Origin of the sequence: Streptomyces hilarionis (assembly GCF_024539675.1) — a bacterium.
Lineage (GTDB): Bacteria > Actinomycetota > Actinomycetes > Streptomycetales > Streptomycetaceae > Streptomyces > Streptomyces hilarionis.
Map to the genome: position 1 here is coordinate 1 of NZ_JAHHIT010000001.1, position 23,536 is coordinate 23,536.

Consider the following 23,536-nt stretch of genomic DNA (forward strand, 5'->3'; position numbering starts at 1 on the left):
TCCTCGGGTGGGGTGGAGTTGCTGCGTGAGCAGCGGGTGTGGCCGCAGGTGGGGCGGGCACGCCGGGCGGGGGTGTCGGCGTTCGGGATCAGCGGGACCAACGCGCATGTAATCCTCGAACAGGCCCCGGCGGAGCCGCAGTCGCCGGTGGAGGCGGAGCCGCCGGTGGAGCCGCCGGTGGGGGCGGAGGCGGCCGTCGCGGGCTCCCCCGGCTTGGTGCCGGTGCCGGTGCCGGTGCTGGTGTCGGGGGCGAGCGCGGTGGCGCTGCGTGCGCAGGCCGAGCGGTTGCGGCTGTGGGTGGAGTCCGACCCGTCGATGCGTGTGCGGGACGTGGGTGTGTCGTCGGTGTGTTCGCGGGCGGTGCTGGAGCACCGGGGTGTGGTGGTCGCCGAGGATCGTGACGGCCTGTTGGAGGGGCTGGCGGCGTTGGCGGCCGGCCGGGAGGACTCGTCGGTCGTGGCGGCGGCCGACAGGCGGGGCGATGGCCGGGTGGTGTTCGTGTTCCCGGGGCAGGGCGCCCAGTGGGCCGGCATGGCCGTGGGACTGCTGGACTGCGCGCCGGTGTTCGCCGAGCGGATGGCCGAGTGCGAACGCTTGCTGGACGCTCTGGTCGACTGGTCGCTGCGCGAGGTGCTCAGCGATCCCGCCGCACTGGAGCGGGTCGACGTGGTGCAGCCGGCGCTGTGGGCGGTCATGGTGTCACTGGCGGCCCTCTGGCGTTCCTACGGCATCGAGCCCGCGGCCGTGGTGGGACACTCACAAGGCGAGATCGCCGCCGCCTGCGTGGCCGGCGCACTCACCCTGGAAGACGGCGCGCTGCTGTCCGTGCTGCGCAGCCGGGCCCTGACCGCGCTGGCGGGGCGGGGAGGGATGCTGTCGATCGTCGCCCCCGAGGCGCGGGTGCGGGAGTGGATCGCGCCGTTCGGCGAGCGGATCTCGGTGGCAGCGGTCAGCGGTCCCTCCGCCGTGGTCGTCGCCGGTGAACCGGACGCACTGGACGAACTGCTCGCCGCCTGCGAGGCGGACGGCGTGCGGGCCCGCCGGGTGCCGGTGGACTACGCCTCCCACACCGCCCAGGTGGAGGAGCTGCGTGAGGAGCTCCTGGAGTCCCTCGCCGGGGTGCGGCCGCGGGCCGCCGAGGTGGCCTTCCACTCGACCGTGACCGCGGGCCGCCTCGACGGCCCGGAGCTGGACACCGCCTACTGGTACCGCAACCTGCGGCAGCCGGTGAGGTTCGAGGAGACGGTCCGTGCCTTGGCCGAGGACGGGTGCGGGGTGTTCCTGGAGGTCAGCCCGCACCCGCTGCTCACCATGGCGATGCAGGACACGCTTGACGCCGCCGCCGGCGACGCCGTGGTGGCGGACACGCTCCGCCGCGACGAGGACGCGCCTCGGCGCTTCACCCTCTCCGCGGCCGCGCTGCACACCCAGGGCGTCGCGGTGGACTGGACACGGGCGTTCGACGGCATGGACGCGCGGATCGTCGAGCTCCCCACCTACGCCTTCCAGTCGAAGCCCTACTGGCTGCGCGCGCCCGAGCCCCTGGTCGGCGCCCCGCTCGAACTGGCCGACGGCGATCGGACGGTGCTCACCGGCCGGCTGTCCCGGCGCACCCATCCCTGGCTGGCCGACCACCGGGTGCTCGGCCGGATGGTGGTGCCGGGCACCGCCCTGCTGGAGATGGCGCTGGAGAGCGGCCACGCCGTGGACGAACTCGTCCTCCAGACCCCCGTCGTGGTGCCGGAGCAGGGCGGGGTCGAGATCCAGCTGGTGGTGGATCCGGCGGAGGGCGGCGGCCGGGCGCTGCGGCTGTACGCCCGCGCCGCACCGCAGGCCGACTGGCAGCTGCACGCCACCGGAACCATCGTCGCGGCCGATGAGCCGGGCACGGCGATCGACTCCGGGGCGTGGCCGCCGCCGGCCTCCGAGCCGGTGGACCTGGCCTCCTGGTACCCGGACCTGGCCGGGCAGGGCCTGGAGTACGGGCCCGGCTTCCGGGGCCTGCGGGCCCTGTGGCGCCGTGACGGCGAGCTGTTCGCCGAGATCGCACTGCCGGAGGCGGTCCGCCCCGCGCTGCTGGACGCCGCCCTGCACGCCCTGGACCTGAAGACCGAGCCGGGCCTGCCGTTCTGCTGGCGCGGCGTGCGGTGGCTGGACGTCGACGCGGCCGATGAGCTGTCGAGCGCACGGGCCCGGCTCACCCGGCTGGACGACGGATCGGTGGCCGTGCGGATCACGGACGACACCGGCCGCGGCGTGCTGTCGGCGGACTCCCTGACGCTGCGTCCGTTCGACGCGGCGCTCCTCGCCGGCCAGGGCGACGGCGCCCTCCACGAGGTGGACTGGCTCCCGGTGCGGCCGGGCACTCCCCGGGCCGAGGACGCGGGCGCGACCCTGTTGCCCCGCCAGGCCGTGGACGGTGTGCCGTCGGCCCGGGCCCTGGCGGCGGCCTCCGCGGTGCTCGCGGACTTGCAGGCCTGGCTCGCCGACGAGGACACCGGGGACAGGCGCCTGGTGGTCGTGACCCAACGGGCCGTGGGGTCCGAAGCCGAGACGGCGGACGCCGAGGCGGACCCTGCCGAGGCCGCGGTGTGGGGGCTGGTGCGTTCGGCGCAGACCGAGCACCCGGGCCGCATCGTGCTCGTCGACACCGACGACCCACAGGGCGTGCCGGAGCTGCTGCCCTCGCTGCCGGTCGGCGACGCGCCGCAGTTCCTGGTCCGCGACGGCGAGGTCCGGGTGCCCCGGTTGAGGCGGTCGAAGGACACGGGTGGCCCCGCCTTCCCCACCGACGGCACGGTGCTCGTCACCGGCGCGTCGGGCACCCTCGGCAGCCTGGTGGCGCGTCATCTGGTCGAGGCGCACGGCGTGCGCGACCTCCTGCTGGTCAGCCGCCGCGGTGCCCCCGAGCTCGCCGCCGAACTGACCGCGGCCGGTGCGCGCGCGACCTCGGCGGCCTGTGACGTCGGCGACCGCGCGGGGCTCGTCGACCTGTTGGCGAAGATCCCCGCGGAACGGCCGCTGCGGGCGGTCGTCCACGCGGCCGGGACGCTGGACGACGGCGTGGTCGGCTCGCTGACGCCGCAGCGCCTGCGGTCGGTGCTGGCGGCCAAGGCCGACGGCGCCTGGCACCTGCACGAGCTGACCCGCGACCTCGACCTCGGGGCCTTCGTGCTGTTCTCCTCGGTCGCCGCCACGCTCGGCACCGCCGGGCAGGGCAACTACGCTGCGGCCAACGCGTTCCTCGACGGGCTGGCGCGGCTGCGCCGGGGTGCGGGCCTGCCCGCCCTGTCGCTGGGCTGGGGCCTGTGGGCCGAGCGCAGCGCCCTGACCGACCGGCTCGACGGAGCCGACTTGGCCCGCCTCACCCATTCCGGGGTGCTGCCGCTGGAGACCGGGGACGCCCTGCGGCTGTTCGACGCGGCCCTCGGCGCCGGCCGGGCCCACCTGCTCCCGCTCCGTACCGGCGGCACGCCGCCGCAGCTGTTCCGCGAGACGGCCCCGGCCCGGCGCAGCAGGCCGGAGGCGCCGCAGGCCGGTCCCGCGTCCGCCGGCCTGCCCGCCGGTCTCGGCGCCGTGCCCGAGTCCGAGCGCGAGCAGGTCGTCGTCGAGCTGGTGCTGCGCGAGAGCGCGTCGGTGCTGGGGTACGGCACGTCGGCCGAGGTCGACCCGGGTGTGGAGTTCCTCCGGCTCGGCTTCACCTCGCTGGCCGCGCTGGAGCTGCGTAACCGGCTCAGTTCCCGTACCGGCCTGCGGCTGCCCGCGACGATGGTCTTCGAGCACCGCACCCCGAAGGCGCTGGCCGCCTACCTGACCGGCAGGCTGTCCGCCGGCGCTCGCGGGACGGTGCAGGAGACGGCGGACGGGGCCGCGCCGGCGGCCGCCGCACAGGAGCCGGCCGACGACCGGATCGCGATCGTCGGCGTGGCCGGCCGCTACCCGCTGGCCAGGACGGTCGGCGAGCTGTGGGAGAACCTGGCCGCGGGGCGGCACTGCATCCGGGAGGTGCCCGCCGAACGCTGGGACGCGGACGCGCACTACGACCCGGAGGGCAAGCGCGGCGCCCACAGCAAGTGGGGCGGCTTCCTGAACGACGTGGACGCCTTCGACGCGCTGTTCTTCCACATCTCCCCGCTCGAGGCGGAGGCGATGGACCCGCAGGAGCGGCTTTTCCTGGAGACGGCGGCGGCCACCCTGGAGGACGCCGGCTACCCGCCGGCCCGACTCGCCGCCCAAGGCCCGGTCGGGGTGTTCGTCGGGGTGATGAACAGCGACTACGAGTGGCTGGCCGGCGAGGCGAACGCGATCGGCGTGAGCACCGAGGCGCACTCCCGCCACTGGTCGGCCGCCAACCGGGTCTCGTACTCCTTCGACTTCACCGGGCCCAGCCTGGCGGTGGACACCGCCTGCTCGGCCTCGCTGACGGCCGTCCACCTGGCCTGCCAGAGCATCCGTGACGGCGAGTGCGCCGCCGCGATCGCGGGCGGGGTCAACCTGATCCTGCACCCGGAGCACCTGGCGGGGCTGGCCCGGGCGGGGATGCTCTCGCACGGCGACCGGCTCAGGGCCTTCGGGGCGGACGCGGACGGCTTCGTGGACGGCGAGGGCGTCGGCGCGGTGCTGCTCAAGCCGCTGGCGAAGGCGCTCGCCGACGGTGACCGGGTGCTCGCCGTCATCCGAGCCACGGCCGTCAACTCCGGTGGTAACAGCGGTGGTTACACCGTGCCCAACCCCGCGGCGCAGAGTGCCCTGGTCCGCACCGCGCTGGAGCGCGCCGGGGTGGCGCCGGACACCATCGGCTATGTGGAGGCGCACGGCACCGGCACCGCGCTCGGCGACCCGATCGAGATCGCCGGCCTGGTCGACGCGTTCGGTGGACGGATCGACCCGGCGCAGCGAGCCCAGCGGCCCACGGTGGCGGTCGGCTCGGTGAAGCCGAACATCGGCCACCTGGAGTCGGCCGCCGGGATCGCCGGCCTCACCAAGGTGCTGCTCCAGATCCGCCACCGCACGCTGGTGCCGTCGCTGAACTCGGCGCGCACCAACCCGGAGATCGACTTCACCACGACGCCGTTCGAGGTGCCGCAGGCCGTACGGCCCTGGACCCGCCTTGAGCATCCGGAGGCGCCCGGCGGCCTTCCGCTGCGGGCCCTGGTGAGTTCGTTCGGGGCGGGCGGCGCCAACGCCTGTGTGATCATGGAGGAATACCCGATGGGCGACGAGCCGGAGCAGACCGAGGACGGGGCGCAGCAGCTCCTGGTGCTGTCCGCGAGGACCGAGGACCGACTGCGTGCCTACGCCGGTGACCTGGCGGCCCACCTGCGCCAGGACGCACCGGCTGCGGCGGCCGCGGGTACTGGCGCCGGTGCGGCGAGCGCAGACGCGGCCCTCTCGGACCCGCTGACCGACGCCCGCAGCCGGTGCCTGCGGCTGGCCGCCGAGTTGGCGGGGGTGGCGCCGGACGCACTCGACCTCACCACCGACCTGATCGACTGTGGTTTCGGCCTGGCCGAGCGCGCCCGCTACTTCGCCCTGCTGTCGCAGGAGTTGGGCACGAGGCTGTCCACAGCGGCGCTCAGGGCGGAGACCATCGGCGCGGTCGCCGAGGCGGTGGCCGGCCTCGGGCGCCGGGCCGATACCGAGGACGAGGAGCGGGAGGCACCTCGCCGCCACCTGCGGCTCGCCGACATCGCCCACACGCTGCAATCGGGCCGCAGCGCACACGAGTTCCGCCTCGCGCTGCCCGTGAGCTCGGTCGCCGAGGCGGCCCGGCTGCTGGCCGCGTACGCGACCGGCGAGGCCGTCGACCGGATCGCCACCGGCACGGTGACCCGTACCCCGGCGCCGCTGCCGGCCGCCGAGGCCCGGACCCTGGAGACGGCGCTGGCCGGCCGCGACCTGACGGCGGTGGCCGGGCGCTGGGTGACGGGCGCGGAGGTCGACTGGTCGCGGATCACCCCCTCCACCGCTCGCCGCATCGAGCTGCCCGGCTACCCGTTCGCCCGAAAGCGCCACTGGATCCCGGCCCTGCCGGACCGGTCCGAGCCTTTGCGCGCCGCCACCGTCACCGGCGCGGTCGAAGCCACCGGTCCGCAGACCCCGTCCGGCCCCGGCTCCGACGTGGCCGCCGTGCTGGCCGGCTTCGCGGAGCTGGACGAGGCCTCCCGGTCCGGGGTGTTCGGCGCCTACCGGCGGATGGGCGTCTTCCTGAGCGCCGGTGAGCGGTACCGCAGTGAGGAGCTGCGGACGAGGCTCCGGATCAGGGACAAGTTCCGGCGACTGCACGAGGCGCTGCTCGAGTTGCTGGTCCAGGCGGGCTTCCTGGTCCGGGAGGGCGACGAGCTCGTCACCACCGAGGCGGCCGACCGGACGGACGCGGCCGGCGGCACGGACCGCTGGGAGGCCGAGCTCGACCGGCTGGCCGACACCTGTCCGGACATCGCACCCACCATCACCCTCAACCGGGAGTTCCTACGGGTCTACCCGCAGCTCCTGCGCGGCGAGCTGGTGGGGACGGAGGTGATGTTCCCCGGCGCCTCGATGCAGCTGGTGGAGAGCCTCTACAAGGGCAACGCGCTCACCGACTTCTTCAACCTGCTGCTCGCGGACGAGGTCCGCGAGGCGCTGGTCGCCCGTCTGCCGGAGCTCGCCGACGGGGAGACGCTCCACGTGGTGGAGCTCGGCGCCGGGACCGGCGCCACCAGCGAGCGGGTGCTGCCCGTGCTGGCCGGGCGCCCGGGCCGGGTCGGCTACACCTTCACGGACGTCTCGCCGCGCTTCCTCGAACACGGCCGCGAGCGGTTCGCCGCCCGCTACCCGTTCGTCCGCTTCGACCTGCTCAACCTGGAACGCGGCCTGCCCGAGCAGGGGTTCGCCGACGGCACGGCCGACATCGTGGTGGGCACCAACGTGGTGCATGCCACCAGGAACCTGCGGGCCACTCTGCGCAAGGCCAGGGCGCTGCTCAGGCCCGGCGGCCTGCTGCTCCTCAACGAGCTCACCGAGATCCGGCCCTACCTGACCGTCACCGGCGGGGTGATGGAGGGCTGGTGGGCCTTTCAGGACGCTGAGCTGCGCATACCCGGCTCCCCGTTGGTCGCCCCCGAGGCCTGGCGCCAACTGTTGGCCGAGGAGGGCTTCGCCCCGACCCGGATCCTCGGCGGGACGACGGAACTGGGCCAGCACGTCCTCGTCGCGCGGAGCGACGGCCCGACGAACGACCGGCGTACGGCGGTGCCCGCCGCCACCGCCACCGCTGCCGTAGCGGCCGTGGCCCCGGCACGACCCGAGGCGGCCGGAGCGGCCACCGAGCGGCTGCGGGAGCTGCTGGAGCTGGTCCTGAAGCTGGACGAGCGCATCGACCCCGACCGCCGACTGGCCGACTACGGCTTCGACTCGCTCAGCGGGATGAAGATCGTGACCGCTGTGGAGGAGGCGTTCGGCGTCTCGGTGCCGCTGGAGGAGTTCTTCGAGAAGCCCACGCTGCGCGACCTGGCCGCGCACCTGGTGGAGGGCTGGCTGCCCACCGCGCAGACGCCCGATGCCGAGCCCACCCCCGCCGAGCCCACGCCCCTCCCCGCCACGCCGGCCGCACCGCCCGTCTCCGCGTCCGTGGACCGGGTGCTGCGCCCCCGGACCGACACCACGCTGAGCACCCACCCGGCCTCGCCGGGCCAGCACGCGTTGTGGGTGATCGAGCAGATCGCCCCGGGCAACTACGCCTACAACCTCCCGCTCGCCTTCTGGCTCGCCCCCGGCGTCGACGTGCCCGCCCTGCGCCTGGTCCTCCAGGACGTCCTGGACCGGCACGAGGAGCTGCGGGCCACGATGCTCACGGACGGCAGCGAACCGTACATCCGGATCGCCGCCGAACCCGAACTGCCCTTCCAGCAGGTCTTCCTGACGGCGGTGGCCGACGACGCCCTGCGGGAGCGGATCCACGCCGAGGCGAGGCGGCCGTTCGACCTCGCCCGGGGCCCGCTGCTGCGCGCCTGCGCCTACACCCTCGGCGACGGCCGTCAAGCCCTGTTGTTGACGGTGCACCACCTGGTGCTCGACGGCCTGTCGATCCCGCTGCTGCTCCAGGAGGTGGAGCGCGGGCTGCGCGCCGTCGCCGAGGGCCGGCCGCTGCCGACCGGGCGGCCCGCCCGGACCTTCGGCGACTTCACGGCCTGGCAGCGCGACCAACTCGCCGGGCCGGAGGGGGAACGGCTGCGCGCGTACTGGGTCGATCGGCTGCGCGGTCGGCGGACCACGGTCGCGTTGCCGCTGGACCGCCCGCGCCCGGCGTTGCCCGCCTTCCGCGGTGAGAGCGTGAGCGGGCGGATCCCGGCCGAGGTGGCGGAGCGGGCCCGGTCGCTGGCCGCCGCGGAGCGCACCTCGCTCTCCAGCGTCATGCTGGCCGCCTTCTTCGCCCTCCTGCACCGCTACAGCGGCCAGGACGAGATCGCCGTCGGCTCCCCGACGGCGGGCCGCCCGCCGAGCGGTTACGACGACGTGCTCGGCTACTTCATGAACATGGTCGTGCTGGCCGAGCGGGTCGACGCCCAGGAAGCCTTCCGCACCCTGGCACACCGGTTGCACCGGACGGTGCTGGGCGCGCTGGAGCACGGCGGCTACCCGCTGCTCACGCTCGCCGAGGAACTGCGCCGCTCGGACCCGGCCGCGTCGGCGGCGCCGTTCAACGTGGCCTACTACTTCCACAACTGGGCCCGCGACCTGACCGGGGCCGGAACGATCCGGGACAGGGTCGAAGGTGTGCACCAGGAGGGCGAGTTCGACCTCACCCTGGACCTGGTCGACGTGCCCGACGGCTGCCGGTACACGCTCAAGTACAACCCGGAGCTGTTCGACGCCGGGACGGTGGAGCGGCTGGGGCGGCATTTCGCCGCACTGCTGGCCTGCGCGGTCGGCGACCCGGGGACGCCGGTCGGCGAACTGGAGCTGCGGACCGAGCAGGAGCGGGCCGAGGAGGAGCGGGCCGCGACCGCCTCGCGCGTCGACTACCCGGCCGACACACTGGTCTGGGAGCTGGTTCGCGGACAGGCCGAGGCGCGCCCGGACGCGGTGGCGGTGCGCTGCGCCGGGACCGAACTGACGTACCGGCAGCTGTGGTCGCGGGTGACGGACCTGGCGGCCCGGCTGACCGCCGCCGGCGTGGGCCGCGGCCGTACGGTGGGCGTTCTGCTGCCGCGCGATGTCGAGCTGCCGGTGGCGCTGCTGGCCGTGCAGGCCGCAGGTGGCATCTACGTGCCCTTCGACCCCGCCTACCCGCAACAGCGCCTCGCTCACATGGCGCAGGACGCCGGGCTGCATCTGATACTCACCCGCTCCGGCATCCCCAGCGGCTACGCGGCGGTGCCTCGCCTCCTGCTGGACGACGACGCTGCCGCGCCCGCCGCCCCCTCCCCCGGGCCGGCGGGACCCTCGGACGTCGCCTACGTGATCTACACCTCCGGCTCGACGGGCCTGCCCAAGGGCGTGCGGATCCCGCACCGGGCGCTGGTGAACCTGCTCTGGTCGATGGCCCGCGAGCCCGGGTTCGGACCGCAGGACACTCTGCTGGCCGTCACCACCGTCTGCTTCGACATCTCTGGGCTGGAGCTGTACCTGCCGCTGATCAGCGGCGGCACCGTGGAGATCGCGCCGAGCGATACCGCCCGGGACGGCCTGCGGCTGCGCGAGCTGCTCGAATCCGGCCGCGTCACGGCGATGCAGGCGACGCCCGCCACCTGGCGGATGCTGCTGGCCGCGGGCTGGCGGGGCAACGCCGACCTCACCGTGCTGTGCGGCGGCGAGGCGCTCCCCGAGGACCTCGCGCAGGCGCTGCTCGCCGGCAACCGCGCGGTCTGGAACCTGTACGGCCCGACCGAGACCACGATCTGGTCGGCGGCGAGCCGGCTCGCGCCGGGCGAGCCGGTGACCCTCGGAACCCCGATCGCCAACACCACGATGCACATCCTGGACGGCGCGCGCCGTCCGCTGCCCACCGGGGTGGCCGGCGAGCTGTACATCGGCGGGCACGGAGTGGCCGACGGCTACCTGAACCGCCCGGAGCTCACCGCCGAGCGCTTCCTGCCCGATCCGTTCGCGGGCGCCGCCGCGCGCCTGTACCGCACCGGCGACCTGGCCCGCAGACTCGCCGACGGGCGGTTCGAGTACCTGGGACGGATCGACGAGCAGCTGAAGGTACGGGGCTTCCGGATCGAGCCCGAGGAGATCGAGGCGGCCCTGCGGCGACTGGACGGCGTGCGCGAGGCCGTCGTGGTGGCGCGCGGCCGCGACGGCGGCGACCGGTCCCTGCTGGCCTGCTACGTGTCGGCCGACGGGGCCGCCGAACCCGCTCGGGAGCAGCTCGCGCACTGGCTCCCGGCCCACATGGTCCCGGACGTGCTGGTCCGGGTGACGGGCTTCCCGCACACCCTGAACGGGAAGGTGGACCGCTCCACGCTGGCCGCGCTGCCGCTCGCCGAACTGCGCGCGCGCTTCGGCGCGGCGGGCGGGCACGGGTGCGAGGCCCCGGCGCGGCCCACGGACCGTACCGAGGCACTCGCCGCCGAACTGGCCGGCCTGATCGGACGCCTGGCGGGGATCGCCCCCGACGAGCTCGGCCCGCACGTCCCGTTCGGCGAGGCGGGCATGAACTCGGTGAGCTTCACCGCGCTCAGCGTGGACCTGCGCTCCACCTACGGCATCGAGGTCTACCCGACGGTGTTCTACAGCCGGAGCACCCTGTCCGCGCTCACCGCGTACCTGTGGGACAACCACGCAGCCGAATTGTCCGCACACTTCGGCGCCGACCTACGGGAGGCCACGGCCGCGCCGCTGCTCTCGGCGGTGGAGGCGCCGGCCGGCCCGCCGCGCGGCGAGGACGTCGCGATCATCGGGATGGCCGGGCGACTGCCCGGCTCGGCCGACCTCGCGGAGTTCTGGGCCCACCTGCTCGCCGGGCACGACCTCGTCGGCGAGGCGCCCGCGGACCGCCGCGGGCTGCGGGACCGGCAGGGCCCCGGCCCGCTCCAGGGCGGCTTCCTGACCGACGTGGACCGCTTCGATGCCGCCTTCTTCGGAATCTCGCCCCGCGAGGCCGAACTGATGGACCCCCAGCAGCGGCTGCTGCTGGAGGTGGTCTGGTCGGCCGTCGAGGACGCCGGCTACCGGCCCTCCGACCTCGCCGGGAAGCGCGTCGGGGTGTTCATCGGGGTCGCCAACTCCGACTATCTGGAGGCGCAGCGGGCCGAAGGCTGCCCGCCCCAGGGACACACGGCGACGGGTGCGGCGCTGACGATGATCCCCAACCGGGTCTCCTACCTCCTGGACCTGCGCGGCCCGAGCGTCGCGGTGGACACCGCCTGCTCGGGCTCGCTCACCGCTGTGCACCAGGCCTGCGCCGCGCTGCGCGACGGCAGCTGTGACCTGGCCGTCGCCGGCGGGGTCAACCTGATCCTGACGCCGAGCGTGTACGAGGTGCTCGGCGAGAGCCGGATGCTCAGCCCCGAGGGCCGGTGCAGGACCTTCGACAGCCGGGCCGACGGCTACGTCCGCGGCGAGGGCGTCGGCGTGGTGCTGCTCAAGCCGGGCGGGCGGGCACGGCAGGACGGCGACGCCGTGCACGCGGTGATCAAGGCGTCGGCCGCCGGGCACGGCGGCCGGACGTCCTCGCTGACGGCACCGAGCCCGGACGCCCAGGCGGACCTGCTGGTCGACGCCTACCGGGCGGCCGGTGTCCCCACCGAGACCGTCGGCTACATCGAGGCCCACGGCACCGGCACCGCCCTGGGCGACCCGATCGAGACCGCCGGCCTGAGCACCGCCTTCCGCCGACTGCGCGCCGAACGCGGGGCGCAGCCCGGGCCCGCCTGCGCGATCGGCTCGGTGAAGAGCAACATCGGCCACCTGGAGGCCGCGGCGGGCATCGCCGGGCTTTTCAAGGCCGTGCTCGCGGTGCGCCACGGCGTCATCCCGGCCGGCCTGCACATCGAGGAACCGAACCCGTATCTGGAGCTGGAGGGCGGCCCGTTCGAGCTGGCCGACACCGCCCGGCCCTGGCCGCGTCTCCGCGACGCCGGAGGAGGCGAGCTGCCGCGTCGAGCCGGGGTCAGCTCCTTCGGCTTCGGCGGGGCGAACGCGCACGTCGTGTTGGAGGAGTCGCACGTGTCCGACGCCGGTGACGAGGACAGCGGCGAGCAGTTGTTCGTGCTGTCCGCCCGCACCCCCGAGGCGCTGCGCGGCGCCGCCGAGCGGCTCGCCGACCACCTGGCGGACCACCCGGTCCCGGCCGGCGACCTCGCGTACACCCTCCAGCTGGGCCGCGAGCCGATGGCGTACCGCCTGGCCGTGGTGGCGGACGGGGCCGCCGCCCTGCGGGCCGAGCTGACCGCCCACCTCGACGGACGGCCCTCGCGGGTGCGCACCGGTCGGGCGGAGCGCACGGCCCCGGGCACGGCCGCCGCGACCGGTGGCCCGGACCGGCTCGCCGACGCCTGGGTGGCCGGCGCCGAAGTGGACTGGACGGCGCTGCACCGGGGCGCGCGACGGCGCCGGGTACACCTGCCCGCCTACCGCTTCGGCGGAACCCGGCACTGGTTCCCCACCGGCACGGCGCCGCGGCAGGCCCCGGCCCCGCTGCATCCGACCCTGCTGGACGCCGACCTGTCCACGGGCGCCGAGCGGGTGTACGCCAAGACACTCACCGGCGAGGAGTTCTTCCTCCGCGACCACGTGGTCGGCGGGGAGATGCTGCTGGCCGGGGTGGCATACCTGGAGATGGCCCGGCTGGCCGGGGACCTCGCCGAGGGCGGGCCGGTGCGCGGTGTCGACGGCCTGGTGTGGGCCACGCCGGTCCGGCTGCCCGCGGGAACCTCGCGCCGGCTGCTCGTCCGGCTCACCGGCACCTCCTTCGAGGCCGTCACGGCCGGTGAGGAGGGGGCCGCCCATGCCCGGGGCACCCTGCTGTTCGGCGAACCCGGACCCCGGCCCGCACCGATCGACCTGGCGGCCGTGCGCGCTCGCTGCGCCACCGTGAACAGCGGCGAGAGCTGCTACCAAGCGTTCTCCCGGCTGGGCTTCGACTACGGTCCGAGCTTCCGGGCCGTCGAGGAGATCGCCGTGGGGCAGCGGGAGGCACTCGCGCTGCTGCGGCTGCCCGAACCGCGGCTCGCCGACCGGGACGCGTACGTGTTCCACCCCTCGCTGCTCGACGCGGCGCTCCAGGCCGCGGGCCAACTGGTCCCCGGCGCACGGGATTCCACGCCGTCGCCGGGCTACCTGCCGTACTCCCTGGGCTCGGTGCGGCTGTACGGCGAGCTGCCGCAGCAGCCGTACGCCTACGCCACCCCCAGCGCCCGCCCGCAGACGGCCGGGACGCTCTGCTTCGACGTCATGCTGCTCGACCCTTCCGGCGTCGTGGTCGCGGCGATCGAGTCCTTCACCCTGCGCGCGGTGGGCCCGGCCGCCGGGGCGGACGAGGTGGTGGCGTTCGAACCGGTCTGGCAGGCCGCCCCGGCGGCCGGACACCAGCCGGCCGGCGCCGTCCTGGTCCTGGACGCCGGCCGGGAGGGCCCGGCCGTGGCCGCCGCCCTCACCGCGGCGGGCCTGAGCGCCCGGGTCGTCGCCACGGGGGCCGGGTTCGACCCGGCGGCGGAGATCCGCGCCGCCGGCCCCGGGCGGGTGCACGTCGTCCACCTGGCCGACCCGGACGGCGCCCCCGACCGGGCGCTGGAGAGCGGCTTCCACGCGGCCGTGGCGTTCCTGCAAGCCTGGCAGCGGGAACGGCGCGGTGCGCTGCGCTACCTGTACGTGCACCGCGACCCGGCGCACTCGCCGGCCCACCCGGCCATGGCCGCGCTGGCCCGCTCAGTGCGCCAGGAACACCCGGCGGTCGACATCGGCGTGCTGGCGGTGGCGGACGGTTCGCTGTCCGAGGCGGTGGTGGCCGAACTCGCCGAGACCGGCGAGTCGGAGACCAGGGTGAGCACGGCGGGCCGCAGCCGCCGCACCTGGCGGCGTGTCGGCCTGCCGGCTGCCGGCGCGGGCAGCACCTTCCTGGGGGGCGGGGCGCACGTGATCACCGGGGGCACCGGCGCGCTGGGCCTGCTGGTGGCCGAGCACATCGCCGGCGTACGGCGCGCGGCGGGCGTCACCACGGGCGGGATCGTGCTGGCCGCCCGCACCGCCCCCACGCCGCAGGCGCTGGCCCGAATCGAGGCCATCGGCGCCCGGGTGGTCCGGGCCGACGTGGCCGAGCCGGCCGACGTGCGGGCCCTGCTCGCCGACGCCCGGCGCGCGCATGGCACGGTCGGCGGCGTGCTGCACGCGGCCGGAGTGCTGCGCGACGGCCTGTTGCACGCCAAGCAGCGCGCCGACGCGGAGGCGGTGCTGGCCGCGAAGGTGCACGGCACGGTGCTGCTGGACGAGGAGACCCGCCACGACCCGCTCGACTACTTCGTGGCCTTCTCCTCCGCCGCCGCCGCGCTCGGCAACGCCGGCCAGAGCGACTACGCATTCGCCAACGCCTTCCTCGACCACTTCGCCGAGCAGCGCGAAGCGCTGCGCCGCGCCGGGCAGCGGCACGGCCGCACCCTGGCGGCGGCCTGGCCGGTGTGGGCTGACGGCGGCATGCGCGTCGACGCCGCCACGCAGGAGTACGCGGCCCGGTTGGCGGGCCTGCGCCCGCTGAGCAGCCGGGCGGCGCTGGAGGGGCTGGAGCGGGCCCTGGCGGACGACCGGCCGAGACTGCTGCTCGCCGCCGGGGACCCTGCCCGGATCCTGGCCGCCCTGGGCAGCGGCCCGCGCCCGGCGCCCGAGGCCCCGGCCGCCGTGGCCGCTGCGTCGGCTCCGGCGGTCGCGGCCGATGCGGTGGGCAAGCGGGCGCGGGCGGAGCGGCTGGTGCTGCGGATCATGGCCGAGGAGCTGAAGCTCCCCGAGGCGGAGATCGTCGTCACCGACCCCTTCGACCACTACGGCGTGGACTCGCTGATCACCCTGAGCGTGACCCGGCGGCTGGAGGATGTCGTCGGACCGCTGTCGAAGACCCTGCTGTTCGAGTACGTGACGGTCCGTGAGCTGGCGGACCACCTGGCCGCCGAGCACCCGGAGGCGTTCACCGCACCCGAGGCCCGGGGAGCCGGGGACGAAGAGGCCCGGCTCCCCGGGCCGGACGGCGCCCCGTCCGCCCCGTCCGCCGCGCCGGCTCTCCCGACCGGTGACGGCGACATCGCGATCATCGGCGTCGCGGGGCGCTACCCGCAGGCCGACGACGTCGAAGAGTTCTGGCGCAACCTGCGCGCCGGGCGGGACAGCGTGGAGGAGATCCCCGCCGACCGCTGGCGCCACGAGCGGTTCCACGACGAGCGGAAGTCACTGATCGGCAAGACCTACGGCAAGTGGGGCGGCTTCGTGCGCGGGGCCGACCGCTTCGACCCGCTGTTCTTCCGGATGTCGCAGATCGAGGCGGAGCACACCGACCCGCAGGAACGCGTGTTCCTGGAGACGGTCTGGCATCTGCTGGAGGACGCGGGCTACACCCGCGAGGGGCTGCGCGGCTCCCGCACCGGCGTCTTCGTCGGCATGATGTACGGCCAGTACCAGCTGTACGGCGTCCAGGAGGCGCTGCGGGGCGAGGGTCTGCCCCCGCACTCGTCCTACGCTTCGGTGGCCAACCGGGTCTCGTACTTCTACGACTTCACCGGACCCAGCGTCGCCGTGGACACCATGTGCTCCTCCGCGCTGGTCACCATCCACCAGGCGTGCCAGGCCATCAGGGCCGGCGACTGCGAGGTCGCCGTCGCCGGCGGTGTCAACATCACCAGCCACCCGGCCAAGTACCTCCAGCTGGCGTGGCGCGGCTTCCTCGCCGAGGACGGCCGGTGCCGCAGCTTCGGTGCCGGCGGCACCGGCTATGTCCCGGCGGAGGGCTCGGGCGCGGTCCTGCTGAAGCGGCTGGACGCGGCCGTCGCGGACGGCGACCGGATCCTCGCGGTGGTCAAGTCCTCGGCCGTCAACCACGGCGGTGCGGGCCGCGGGTTCACCGTGCCCAACCCCCGGGTGCAGGGCGACCTGGTGCGCGCGGCGCTCGACCGGGCCGGCCTGCGCCCGAGCGACCTGGACTACGTCGAGGCGCACGGCACGGGCACCGAACTGGGCGACCCGGTGGAGATCACCGGGCTGCTGCGGGCTTTCGGGGACGACCTGCCCCAGCGACTGCCGATCGGTTCGGTGAAGTCGAACATCGGACACGCCGAGTCGGCGGCCGGCATCGCGTCGGTCACCAAGGTGCTGCTCCAGATGCGGCACGGCGAACTGGCCCCCTCGCTGCACGCGCAGGAGCTCAATCCCAACATCGACTTCGCGGGAACGCCGTTCGTGGTCCAGCGCGAGCCGGAGCCGTGGCCGCGCAGGGTCGACGCGGACGGCGCCGAGCGGCCCCGGACCGCGGGGGTCAGTGCGTTCGGCGCCGGGGGCACCAACGCGCACGTCATTCTCCAGGAGTACCTGGGAGCCGGGGCTCCGTCCGCCGCCGCAGCCGGTCCGCAGCTGGCCGTGCTCTCCGCCCGGGACGCGGACCGACTGACGGAACAGGCCCGGCGGCTGGCCGCTCGGCTGCGCGCCGAGCTCGCCGGGGCGGCTCCGCGAGAGGTCGCCTGGACCCTGCAGTCGGGACGCGAGGCGATGGCCCACCGGCTCGCGGTGGAGTTCAGTGACCTGGGCCAACTGGCGGACCGTCTGGACGGGTTCGCCGCCGGCCGGGCGCCGGCCAGGAGCTGGACGGGCGTGGTCGATCCCCGCCGGCCGGCGGAGGGCGTCGCCCTGACGGCTGATCCGGCCGCGTTCGCCGAAGCCTGGACCACGGGCCGGCGGGTGGACTGGTCCGTGCTGCACGACGGGCAGAGGCCCGGCCGGGTGTCGCTGCCGGGCTACCCCTTCGGCGGCGGGCGGGTCTGGCTCGCGGCCGCGGACGCCGAACTGGCCGCGCTCGATGCGGCTCCTGCCGGGGTCGCTTCCCCTCCGGCCGTCTCCGCCGCACCCGTGTCCGTCACCCCCGGGGCCGAGGAGCGGCTGCTCACCCGGCAGTGGGTCCCCGCCGCGGCCGCTGAGCGTCTGGCCCTGCCCGGCCGCACGGCCGTCCTGGCCGTCCCCGGCACCGAGGCCCTGGCCGCCGCACTGACCGCCGCGCTGCCGGGCGCCGAGGTGCTCACCACTGCCGCGCTCGACGCCGACCTGGCGCTGGCCGGCACCCGCTGGGACCGCTTCGACGCCGTAGTGGACCTGGCGGGGTGCGCCGAGCAGGGAGTCCCGGTGGACCGGACTGCCTTCTACACCTGGTGGCGCTGGCTTCAGCGGCTGGTCGACCAGGGGCCGCGGGACCTGCGCGCGCTGCTGGTCCGCCGGGAGACCCCGACCGGTTTCGGCGGCGGTGGGGAGCGGGCGGGTCTGTACCGGATGCTGCAGAGCGAGTACCGCCACGTGCGCTCGCGCCACGTCAGCATGGCCGCGTGCCCGGACCGGCAGGCGGTCGCCTGGACGCTCGACGAACTCGCCGGTGCCGGGCCGGAGGCCGAGGTGGCCTACCGGGACGGCGTCCGGCACCGGGTGCGGCTGCGTGAGGTGCCGGACGGCGCGTCGCGCCCGCTGCGCTTCGCGGACGGACACCTGCTCTGGGTGACCGGCGGCACGCGCGGCCTCGGCCTGCTGACGGCCCGCCACTTCGTCGCCCGTCACGGGGTGCGCAAGCTGGTCCTCACCGGCCGGGAGGAGCTGCCACCACAGGCCGAGTGGGCCGCGCACGTCGCCGCGGACACCCGGCTGGGCCGCAAGCTGCGTCCGCTGGCCGAACTCGCCGCCCAGGGCGTGGAATTGGAGGTGCTCGCCGTCGACCTCGAGGACGAGGGGGCGCTGGCCAAGGCCCTGACCGAGGTCAGGCTGCGACTGGGCCCGGTGGGCGGGGTGGTGCACGCCGCCGGTTTCGTGGACTCCGAGAACCCGGCCTTCGTCCGCAAGCCGGTGGAGGGTACGGCGCGGGTGATCGGACCGAAGGTCTTCGGCCTCGACGCGTTGACGCGCGCCTTCCGGGACGAGCCGCTGGCCTTCTTCGTCCTGTACTCGTCGGTCACCGCCGCGGTGCCCCGGCTGGCGGTCGGGCAGAGCGACTACGCCCTGGCCAACGCCTACCTGGACGCGGTGGCCGAGGAGCGCCGGTACGGGCTGCCGCTGGTCAGCGTGCAGTGGCCGAGCTGGCGCGACACCGGCATGGGAGAGGTACGCAGCGAGGCCTACCGGGCCACTGGGCTCGTCGCACTGACGGACCGGCAGGGGCTCGCCCTGCTCGACCGCGCGCTCGTCGCCGACGAGCGGGTGCTGCTGGCCGCCGCGGTGCGGCCGGACACCGACTGGAGTCCCCGGCGGCTGACGGACGGCGGCCCCCCGCCTGCCGCTGAGCCGGCAACGGGATCCGCCGTGCCGGAGGCTGCCCGCCGAGCGCCGACGAGCGCCCCGGACCGGGCTGCGGCGCCGTCCGGCGACCGTCAGGGCGCGCGCGAGGCGGTGGCCTCGTGGCTGCTGGACCGGCTCGCGGAGGAGCTGCGGTTCGACCGGGGCGTGCTGGCCGACGACGTACCGGTTCAGGACTTCGGCATCGACTCGATCCTGGTGGCCCAGCTGCTGCAAACCCTCGGCAAGCGGCTGGACGTGTCGCTGGACCCGTCCTCGCTGCTGCAACACCCGACGGCCCTGGAGTTCGCGGACTACCTCGCCGCCGAGCATCCGGCGGAGCTCGCCGCCGCCTTCGGCACCCCGGCGCCCGAGACCCCGGCCGCCCGGGTGGCCACGGTCGACGTCACCGCTCGTGCCACCGCCCCGGACGCCGCTCCGGACACCGCTCCGGCCGCCGCTCCGGCCGCCGCACCGTACGGGCGGGCGGGCGAGGACATCGCGGTGGTCGGCCTGTCGTGCCGCTTCCCGGACTCGGACTCCCCGGACGAGTACTGGCAGCTGCTGCGACAGGGCGGCAGGGCGCTGCGACCCGTCCCGGAGCGGCGCTTCGCCGACCTGGACGGCTTCCACGCCGGACTGCTGCCCGAGGAACTGCGCTTCGACCCGGATGCGTTCCTGCTCTCCGAGGCGGACGTCGCCGCCCTGGACCCGCAGGCTCTGCTGCTGCTCGAGGAGGTCAACCGCGCCGTGCACCACGCGGGCTACCGGCCCGCCGAGCTCAAGGGACGACGGATCGGCGTGTACGTCGGCGGCCGGAGCACCGGCATACCGGACGAGACGCTGGTCGAGCGGGCGCAGAACCCGGTGATGGCGACCGGCCAGAACTACCTGTCGGCCAACATCTCCCAGTTCTTCGACTTCCGCGGGCCGAGCGTCGTGGTGGACACCGCCTGCTCCTCCGCGCTGGTGGCGATGGAGACGGCCGTGTACGCCCTGCGGGCGGGTGCCGTCGAGGCGGCGGTGGTGGCGGGGGTGAACCTGCTGGCCGACGGCCGGGCGCACCGGATCTTCGCCCAGCGGGGAATCCTCAACCCCGGCGCCGAGTTCCACCTGTTCGACCGCCGGGCCGCCGGGCTCGTCCTCGGCGAAGGGGTCGGCGTGGTCGTGCTCAAGCCGCTGGCGCAGGCGCAGGCCGACGGGGATCAGGTGCTCGCGGTGCTTCGCGGCATCGCGGTCAACAACGACGGACGCACCGCCGGCCCGGCCACCCCGAATTTCCTGGCGCAGAAGGAGGTCATGGCCGAGGCGTTGGCCCGCAGCGGCCACACCCCCCAGGAGGTCGGCTGGGTGGAGGCCAACGGCTCCGGTTCCACCGTCACCGACCTGCTCGAACTCAAGGCCCTCCAGGCGGTCTACGGCACCGACCCCGGGCACCCGGTGGCGCTCGGCTCGGTCAAGCCCAACATCGGCCACCCGCTGGGCGCGGAGGGCATCGCCGGGTTCATCAAGGTCGTCCTGATGCTGAAGCACGGGGAGCAGGTGCCGTTCGCCTCCGGCCAGGAACCGCTCCAGCACTTCGATCTGGAGTCCTCGCCGCTGCACTTCCCGCGGGAGGTCGTGGCGTGGCCGCACCGCGCGCCGCTGGCGGCGCTCAACTGCTTCGCCGACGGCGGGACCAACGTTCACGTCCTGCTCGCCCCGGCTCCCGACGCCACCCGCCCCACCCGCGACCCCCTGCCCGAACCCACGCTGAACCGGAGGATCGTCATCCGAGGGAACCCTGCATCCGACTCCGCCACCGGCGGCCTGTTCTGGGACGGCTACCGATGAGCGGCACCCGGCCCACCGTCTTCCTGTTCTCCGGTCAGGGCTCCCAGTACTACGGGATGGGCCGGGAGCTCTACGACGCCAACGAGGTGTTCCGCACCGAGCTGCGCCGCTACGACGCGGTGGTCACCGAGGCATCCGGGCTGTCGGTGCTGGCACGGATCTTCGACGAGGGGAAGCCGAGGAACCACCCACTCGTCGACACCGCGGTCTCCCACCCGGGCATCGTCATGATCGAGCTCGCGCTGGCCGCCGCCCTGCGCGCCGAGGGCATCGAGCCGGACCACGTCCTCGGCTACAGCCTGGGAGAGTACGCCGCGGCCGTCGTCGCCGGCGCGCTGGACCCGGTCGACTGCCTGCGGCTGCTGGTGCGCCAGGCCGGTGCACTGCGCGCGAGCGAGCCCGGCGGGATGATCGCCGTGCTCGCCGGGGCCGAGGTGGTGCAGCGGGTGCCCGAGCTGCGGGCCTGCGAGATCGCCGCGCGCAACTCTCCGGAGTGCTTCGTGGTCACCGCCCCGCAGGCCGAACTGGACCGCGCGGAGGCCGCGTTGCGCGAAGCCGGGGTCCTGCACCTGCCGCTGCCGGTCGAGTACGCCTTCCACTCCCGGTTGATGGACCCGGCGTTGCAGGCGTGCCGTGCCGACTTCGAGGGCGTGTCGTTCGCGGCGCCCCGGATTCCGTGGGTGTCCTGCATGACCGGCGAGCCGGTGGAACGGGCCGACGCGAACCACTTCGCGCAGGTGGCCCGGCGCCCGATCGAGTTCGAGCGGGCGATGGCCTGGCTGCGCGAACGCGACGACTTCCTCTACCTCGACCTCGGCCCCTCGGGCACCCTGCACAACTTCGCCCGGACACTGCTGCCCGAGGCAGGGCCGGCACAGTCGCTGCCGCTTCTCAGCCCGTTCGAGCAGGACACCGTCCTGTTCGAGAAGGCCCGCGAACGCGCCGCCCGTACGACACCGCGCCGGACGGAGGCCGCGGCACCGCGACCGGGAGGCGGCGGGCACGGCACCGGTCGTCCGAAGGTCTACGGCTTCCCCGGGCAGGGCTCGCAGCGTCGCGGCATGGGCCGGGAACTGTTCGCTCGGTTCCCGGAACAGACGGCGGTCGCGGACGAGGTGCTCGGCTACTCGATCGAGGAGCTGTGCCTGCACGATCCGGAACGCCGCCTGGGCCGAACCGAGTTCACGCAGCCCGCGCTCTACGTGGTGAGCGCCCTGGCCTACCTGGACCGCGTGGCGCAGGACCCGGTGGCCCCGGACCACCTCGTCGGACACAGCCTGGGCGAGTACGCCGCGCTGTTCGCGGCCGGGGTCTTCGACTTCGAGACCGGGCTGCGGCTGGTGCACCGGCGCGGTGAGCTGATGGCCGCGGCCTCCGGCGGCTCGATGGCGGCGGTGGTCGGCGTCAGCGAGCAGGACGTGGCCCGCACCCTGGCCGACCCCGCGTTCGAGCCGCTGGACCTCGCCAACCACAACGCGCCGGACCAGTTCGTCGTCTCCGGCCCGGGGCCAGAGCTCGACGCCGCCTGCGCGGCGTTCGAGGCGATCGGCGCCCGCACGGTACGCCTGACCGTCAGCGCGCCGCTGCACTCTCGCTACATGCGCCCGGTGGGCGAGGAGTTCGGGCGCTTCCTGGACGGCTTCGCGCTGCGCCCCCCGGCCCTCCCGGTGCTGGCCGCCGTGGACGCCCTGCCGTACACGGCGGCGACCCTCAAGGAGCGGCTGACGGCGCAGATCGCCTCCCCGGTGCGCTGGACCGACACCGTGCGCGCCCTGATGCGCGAGGGCGACTTCGAGTTCGTGGAGCTGGGCCCCGGCCAGGTGCTCACCAAGCTCGTCGCCCGCATCAGGGCGGCCACCGCCCCGCCACCGCAGGTCGCAGCGCTCCCGCAGCCCACACCCGCGACCGAGGCCGCTGCGGCCGTCTCCCCGACCGCAGCCGTCTCCTGGGGAGGTGCCGACTCCGCCGTCACCGCCGGGAGCCTGGGCGCCCGGACCTTCCGCGAGCGCTACGGTCTGCGGCGCGCCTACGTGCTGGGGTCGATGTACGCAGGCGTCTCGGGCCCCGAGCTGGTCCGCGCCGCGGCCAAGGCCGGCCTGCTCGCCTTCCTGGGGACCGGTGGGCTCACCCTTGCCGAGGTGGAGCGGCGGCTGCACGAACTCGGCCTGGGCGGCGCCCACGGAGTCAACGTCCTGCACCACCCCGACGCGCCGGAGCGGGAGGCCGCTCTGATCGACCTGCTGCTGCGTCACGGGGTGACGCTGGCTGAGGTGTCGGGCTTCCCGCGGGTGACCGAGCAGCTCGTGCGCTTCCGGCTCAAAGGCGGGCGGATCCTGGCGAAGGTGCAGCGGACCGACGTTGCCGCGGCGTTCCTCGCCCCGCCGCCCGCGCCCCTGGTGGCACGGCTGCTCGCGGCGGGCGCGGTCACCGAGGCCGAGGCCGAGGCGGCGGCCTCCCGCCCGATGGCCGACGACCTGTGCGTGGCGGCGGACGGCGGTTGGCTGTGCACGGGCGCGGACCCGCTGACGCTGCTTCCGGCGGTGCTGCGGCTGCGGGACGCCGGCGCGTCGTCGGGGCCCCGGGTGCACGTGGGCTGCGCCGGCGGCATCGGCACACCGGAGGCGGTGGCCGCGGCGTTCCTGCTGGGCGCGGACTTCGTGCTGACCGGGTCGGTGAACCAGTGCTCGGTCGAGGCGGCCACCAGCGACCGCGTCAAGGACCTCCTGCAACGGGCGAACGAATACGACGTGGACACCGCGCCGTCGCCGTACCAGTTTGAACTCGGTCTGCGGTCCCGCTACTTGAAGCGCGGCCTGTTCTTCCCGGCGCGGGCGTCCGCGCTGCACGAGCTGTGGCGCCGCAACACCACGCCGGCCGACCTGGACGAGGCGACCAGGACCCGGATCCTGGAGCGCTACCTGGGCGGCGAGTACCAGCCCCCGACTGGTCCGCGGACGACTCCGGCTCCGGACACCGGGGCACGGTCGGAGGCGGCGCAGCCGCTGCGCCGCTACTTCGACCGCGGCTTGCGTCTGGCGCTGGCGGGCGACCCGGACCACACCGTGGACTACCTGGTCCACTGCGGTCCGGCGATGGGCGCTTTCAACCAGGCGGTCGCCGGCACCGAGCTGGAACCCTGGCGGGCGCGCACCGTCGAGGCCGTCGGCGAGGTCCTGATGGCGGGTGCGGCAGCCCACGTCACCGCCCGCAGCCAGGCGCTCCAGGGCTTCCGAAGGAACCACGACGACTGACCCACGCACGAAGGAGGACACCGGAC

General features: G+C 75.0%; 2 protein-coding genes. Both read left to right on the forward strand.

The annotated features are described in order from the left end of the window. Nucleotides 1-12: 12 nt before the first annotated feature. The gene (locus KMS84_RS40870; protein WP_308287941.1) at nucleotides 13-20,259 is read left to right on the forward strand and encodes a non-ribosomal peptide synthetase/type I polyketide synthase; all 20,247 of its coding nucleotides are present in this window, start codon (nucleotides 13-15) and stop codon (nucleotides 20,257-20,259) included. Further along, nucleotides 20,256-23,510, forward strand: coding sequence for an ACP S-malonyltransferase (fabD, locus tag KMS84_RS00015; RefSeq protein WP_256913887.1), 3,255 nt, complete (start codon nucleotides 20,256-20,258; stop codon nucleotides 23,508-23,510). The genes KMS84_RS40870 and fabD overlap by 4 nt, the downstream gene beginning before the upstream one ends. Nucleotides 23,511-23,536 lie beyond the last annotated feature (26 nt).